The 5,091-nt window shown below is 66.6% G+C and carries 5 protein-coding genes; all 5 read left to right on the forward strand.

Annotated features, from left to right (window positions below; all coding sequences use genetic code 11):
* The first annotated feature begins 208 nt into the window (after nucleotides 1-208).
* Nucleotides 209-1,675, forward strand: a complete 1,467-nt coding sequence (locus ACFWPJ_RS08990; protein ID WP_378849025.1) for an MCE family protein — start codon at nucleotides 209-211, stop codon at nucleotides 1,673-1,675.
* Nucleotides 1,672-2,697: an MCE family protein gene (locus tag ACFWPJ_RS08995; RefSeq protein WP_378849027.1), complete on the forward strand. Its 1,026-nt coding sequence runs from the start codon at nucleotides 1,672-1,674 to the stop codon at nucleotides 2,695-2,697. Before ACFWPJ_RS08990 ends, ACFWPJ_RS08995 begins: the two co-directional genes overlap by 4 nt.
* Nucleotides 2,694-3,689: an MCE family protein gene (locus ACFWPJ_RS09000; protein WP_378849029.1), complete on the forward strand. Its 996-nt coding sequence runs from the start codon at nucleotides 2,694-2,696 to the stop codon at nucleotides 3,687-3,689. The genes ACFWPJ_RS08995 and ACFWPJ_RS09000 overlap by 4 nt, the downstream gene beginning before the upstream one ends.
* A complete protein-coding gene (locus ACFWPJ_RS09005) occupies nucleotides 3,686-4,795 on the forward strand; it encodes an MlaD family protein (RefSeq protein WP_378849030.1) in 1,110 nt (369 codons plus the stop codon). Before ACFWPJ_RS09000 ends, ACFWPJ_RS09005 begins: the two co-directional genes overlap by 4 nt.
* 8 nt (nucleotides 4,796-4,803) lie before the next feature.
* On the forward strand, nucleotides 4,804-5,091 hold a 288-nt coding region (locus tag ACFWPJ_RS09010), incomplete at its 3' end, for an MlaD family protein (protein ID WP_378849032.1).

The following is a 5,091-nucleotide window of genomic DNA, read 5'->3' on the forward strand; positions in this document are numbered from 1 at the left end:
CCCCCCCCACCCAGGGCGGGGGGGGGCCCCGCGGGGGGGGGCCCCGCGGGGGTCGGCGTCGCGGCCGGCCGCGCGATCAAGATGTGCATCATCCTGGTGGTGTTCGCCGACCTGTTCATGACTTTGGCGATCTGGGGCGTCGACCCCGGAATCAGGATCTCGGGGTAGGCGCGCGATGATCATCGATCCCAGTGGGCGCGGTCCCACGATGAAACAGCTGTACATCGCCGGAGCCTGTGGTCTCGCCGTCTTCGCGGTGATTCTCGGGTTCCTGATGGCCAGGTACCAGGGCTATTTCGTGCCCAAGGTCAATGTGGCCGCCAACCTGTCGACGACCGGTGACGGGCTGCCCTCGGACGCCGACGTGAAGTTCCGCGGCGTGCTCGTCGGCGTCGTCAAGGACGTCGAGATCGTCGACAAGGGCGCGGTGCAGAAGGTGAACATCGAGCTCAAGCCCGAGTTCGCCGGCGACATCCCGGCCAACGTCACCGCGCGCGTCGTGCCGAGCAACCTGTTCGCCGTCACCTCGGTGGAGCTGGTCTTCAACGGACCCTCCGGCGGGCAGTACCTGAAGGAAGGCTCGCAGATCCCCGAGGACCGCAGCCAGGGCACCATCGCGCTGCAGGACACGCTCACCACGGTGCGCGACATCCTCAACGAGGTCGACCCGGTGCAGCTGGGCCGGGTGCTCGGCACCCTCACCCAGGCGCTCGACGGCAGCGGCCGGGTCCCCGGCTCCACCATCCAGCGCCTCGACCACTGGCTGACCACCGTCGCCGACGCGGGCCCGAACCTGGGCGGCATGCTCGACAACTTCTCGGCCTCGGCGCGCGCGCTCAACCAGTCGGCGCCGGAACTGCTCGACGTGCTCGGCAGTTCGGTGCAGACCGCGAACACCATCGCGACCAAGCGCGACCAGCTGATCGCGCTGCTCGCCGGTGCCAGCGCCACCACCGACCGGGTCAACGACCTGTTCGCGGCCAACCCCGATGTCGGCAAGGAGGTCACCACCGGCATGAACGCCACCCTGGGGGCCCTCGCCAGCGATCCGGCCTCGATCACGCGGACCTTCGACGTGTTCGGTCCCTCGCTGGCCAAGCTGAACACCACCTTCCACGGCGGCCCCTCGGGCAACCAGATGGTGTGGAACGCGGGTCTGACGTTCACCCCGTACCAGCCGAACACCGTCGCGGACTGCCCGCGCTACGGCGACCTGCTCGGGCCGAGCTGCTTCACCGCGCCCGCCGAGGTCAGCCTGCCGCCGCTGCCGGAGAGCGTGCGCCCGCGCGCACTCGACTCGGCCGCCGGACTGCCGCCGCTGGTGGCGATCCCGGGCATGCCCGAGATCCCCGGCCTCACCACGCCGGGCATCGCACCGATGCAGACGGCCAACGGCACCGAGGTGAAGCCGTTCGCGGGCACGCCGCTCGAGGGCCTGGTTCCGTCGATCCAGATTCCGGGTCTGCCCGGTGGCGCGCCTGCCCCGGCGGCCGCGCCCGCCGCGGCGCCGGAACAGCCCGCGACGGTGCCGGCGGGCAAGCCGATCTCCTACCAGGGCGAAGCGGCGATGACTCAACTGCTCGGGCGTAAGCCGACGGCATCCGAATTCCTGCTGCTCGGTCCGATTTTGAAGGGCGGAACCCTGCAAGTGTCCGAAAACGGGGGTGGCGCATGAGCATCCGCAAGCCACTGATCGGGTTCAGTATCTTCGCGCTCGTTTCTCTGCTGGTCATCGTGGTCGTGTGGAACACGCTCGCCCGCACGGTCGACGGAGACACCCGCAAGTACACCGCGATCTTCACCGATGTCCTGGGCCTGCGGCCCGGCGACGATGTCCGCATGGCGGGCGTGCGCGTCGGCAAGGTCGAGAAGATCGAGCTCGACGGCAAGAACGACGCCAAGGTGTCGTTCATCGTGCAGAGCGACCAGACGGTCTTCGACGACACCAAGGCCCTGGTCAGGTACCAGAACCTGATCGGTCAGCGCTACGTCGCGCTGACCCCGGGCACGGCGCCGAGCCCGAAGGCGCTCGAGAGCGGTTCGGTCATCCCGATCGACCGCACCGAGCCCTCGTTCGACATCTCCGCGCTGCTCAACGGTTTCCAGCCGCTGTTCCAGGCGCTGGAGCCCGCCGAGGTCAACGCCATGTCGGAGACGCTGATCCAGGCACTGCAGGGTGACGGGGTCTCGCTGTCGTCCTTCATCGTCCAGGCGGCGCAGCTGGCCTCGGATTTCCAGCGTCGGGACGCGATCTTGTCCGACGTGATCACCAACCTGTCCGGTGTGATGGCCGGGTTGGCCAAGCGAGGGGATGAATTGGAGACCCTGGTTACCCAGACCCGGGCGCTGATCGGCGGGCTCTACGAACAGGGACAGTCGCTGCAGGCCTCCACGGTCGTGCTCGCCGACGCGACGACCTCGCTGGTCGGCATGGTCGGCAAGATCCAGCCCAAGCTGGCGGCGGCGCAGAACTCGTCCACCGCGGCGCTCAATCTGCTGCTGGCCAACGGCGCCAAGCTCGACCAGGTCGCGATCGACATGCCGTCGATGCTCGCCGACCTGGGCCGGATGACCTCCGAGGGCACCCACGCCAACGCCTACCTGTGTGGCCTGGACATCTCGCTCTACGGTGTCCTGTTCCCGCGTGGTCTGTTCAGCCAGATCGGTGGCACCTCCCACTCGGAGGTCTGCAGATGAGCAAGCTGAAGAAGACCTTCCTCGGCAACCGCAACTTCTGGCTCGGTGTGGTCGGTTCGCTGGTCATCGTGCTGCTGCTGGTCGGTTCCAGCATCTACCAGTTCATCGGCCTCGGCAGGCAGTCGATCGAGGCGGAGTTCGTGCAGGCCGCGGGCATCAAGACCGGCGACAAGGTCGCGGTCTCGGGTGTGCAGGTCGGCACAGTCACCGGTGCGCGGATCGAGGGCGATCACGTGGTGGTCACCCTCGACGTGGACAACTCGCTGAAGTTCGGCCCCGACGCGCACGCCGCGATCAAGATGGCCACGCTGCTCGGCGCTCGCTACGTCGACCTGCAGCCGGGTGACGGGTCGGGCCTGAAGGGCAAGACCATCCCGCGCAGCAACACCGACGTGCCCTACGACATCGCCGATGTCGTGCAGGTCGGTACGCCGAAGTTCCAGGAGCTCGACACCAAGAAGCTGGCCGCCTCGCTCAACACGATCAACAGCCAGCTCGGTGAATCGCCGGAGCTCGTCACGCAGGCGCTCGACAGCGTCGGCGCGCTGGCCAAGGTCGTCGACCGGCGCAAGGTCGAGGTCGACAGCCTGCTCAAGGACCTGAACCGGGTCACCCAGCTGCTGGCCGACAACCGCAACAGCATCCTGCTGGTCATCACCCAGGGCGAGGCCATCGCCAACCGGGTGATGGAGCGGCAGAACCTGCTGCGTCAGCTGCTCGACAACATCGCCACGCTGACCCGTCAGCTGGAGGAGATCGGCGCCGAGAACGGTAACCAGTTCGGCGGCACCATCGGTCAGCTCAACACGATGGCCGAGGGTCTGCAGAAGAACAAGGACAATCTCGACAAGCTGCTGCAGATCGGTCAGCCCACAGCGCGCTACTTCAACAACGCGCTCGGTAACGGCAACTACGGCGACGTCTCGCTGCCGTGGCTGTTCCCCGACAACTGGCTGTGCTTCGTTCAGGTGATCCAGGGGTGCGCAGGATGAAACTGACTTCCAAGTTCCGCGGCAAGACGCTGGCCCGATCCCTGATGATCGGCGCCACCGCACTGACCCTGGGCAGCTGCTCGCTGCTGCCCGGCCAGGTGAACGACGCGCTCGGCCGCTCGACCAAGATCACCGCCGACTTCGAGAACATCGCCGGCATGTACGAGGGCAACGAGATCATGGTCCTCGGCCTCGCGGTGGGCAAGGTCGACAAGATCATCCCCAAGGGCACCTACGTCGAGGTCCACATGACCATCGACGCCGGCGTCAAGATCCCGAAAGACGCGATCGCCGCGATCATCTCGCCCTCGATCGTCACCGACCGCCACATCGAGATCTCCCCGCCCTACACCGGCGGTGAGGCGATGGAGTCCGGCCAGCACCTGACCAAGGCCAACACCAGGACCCCGGTCGAGCTGGACACGATGATCAAGACCATCGACCAGTTCTCCGCGGCGCTCAAGCCCGAACCCGGCCAGGAAGGCCTCGGCCCGCTCTCGGGCCGGGTGCTCTACCCGGTGCTCAACGGCAACGGCCAGAAGATCCGCGAAACCCTCGACGCGCTCTCGAGCGCGCTCAAGGTCGGTGTCGACAACAAGGACGCCATCTCCAACATCATCATCAAGCTCAACGAGCTGACGACGATGCTGGCCGACAACGATCAGTCGGTCCGCGATTTCAGCGACCGGATGACCGCCATGTCGGGGCTGCTGGCCGAGCAGGCTCCCGGCCTGCAGGCCACCCTGGACCAGCTCAACCAGTTCCTGGCCAACACCTCGACGACCTTCGCCGGGCACGCCGACGAGCTGTCCGCGTCGCTGACGGGGCTGACAAACGTCACCAACCAGCTGCGCGCCAACTCCGGCGCGATGGTCGAGATCGTCGACATCGTCCCGCTGCTGATGCAGAACATCGACGGCGCGATCAACAAGGAGAAGGGCTTCGTCCGGCTGCACGGGTTGATCGGCACCGCGCTCTCGGGCGAGGTCGTCAGCGTGTTCTGTGAGCGGATCCAGATGAAGTCCGATGGTTGCCGTTCCGGAAACATGCAGGATTTCGGGCCTGACTACGGCCTCACTGCCGCACTGCTCGGACTGACGAAATGACCCTACGTATGACGATGAAAGCCCGCCGCGCGCTCGTCGCCGCGGCTGCGACCGCCACGGTGGCGATCACTTCCGGCTGCGGATTCACCGTGGAGGATCTGCCGCTGCCCAAGCCGGGCGCCGAAGGCGATACCTACACGATCCAAGCGGAGTTCGACAACGCGCTGAACCTGCCCGATCAGGCGAAGGTGAAGATCGGTGGTTCCGATGTCGGTGTGGTTTCCGGCATCTCGACCAAGAACTTCCAGGCCTTGATCGACATGCAGATCAGCAAGGACATCCAGCTGCCCAAGGGC

This window comes from Nocardia sp. NPDC058497 (assembly GCF_042720195.1).
GTDB lineage: Bacteria > Actinomycetota > Actinomycetes > Mycobacteriales > Mycobacteriaceae > Nocardia.

Excerpts from the sequence above, each read along its gene's own strand:
- ACFWPJ_RS08990 (WP_378849025.1), top strand. The coding sequence starts at position 209 with ATGAAACAGCTGTACATCGCCGGAGCCTGTGGTCTCGCCGTCTTCGCG.
- ACFWPJ_RS08995 (WP_378849027.1), top strand. The coding sequence starts at position 1,672 with ATGAGCATCCGCAAGCCACTGATCGGGTTCAGTATCTTCGCGCTCGTT.
- ACFWPJ_RS09000 (WP_378849029.1), top strand. The coding sequence starts at position 2,694 with ATGAGCAAGCTGAAGAAGACCTTCCTCGGCAACCGCAACTTCTGGCTC.
- ACFWPJ_RS09005 (WP_378849030.1), top strand. The coding sequence starts at position 3,686 with ATGAAACTGACTTCCAAGTTCCGCGGCAAGACGCTGGCCCGATCCCTG.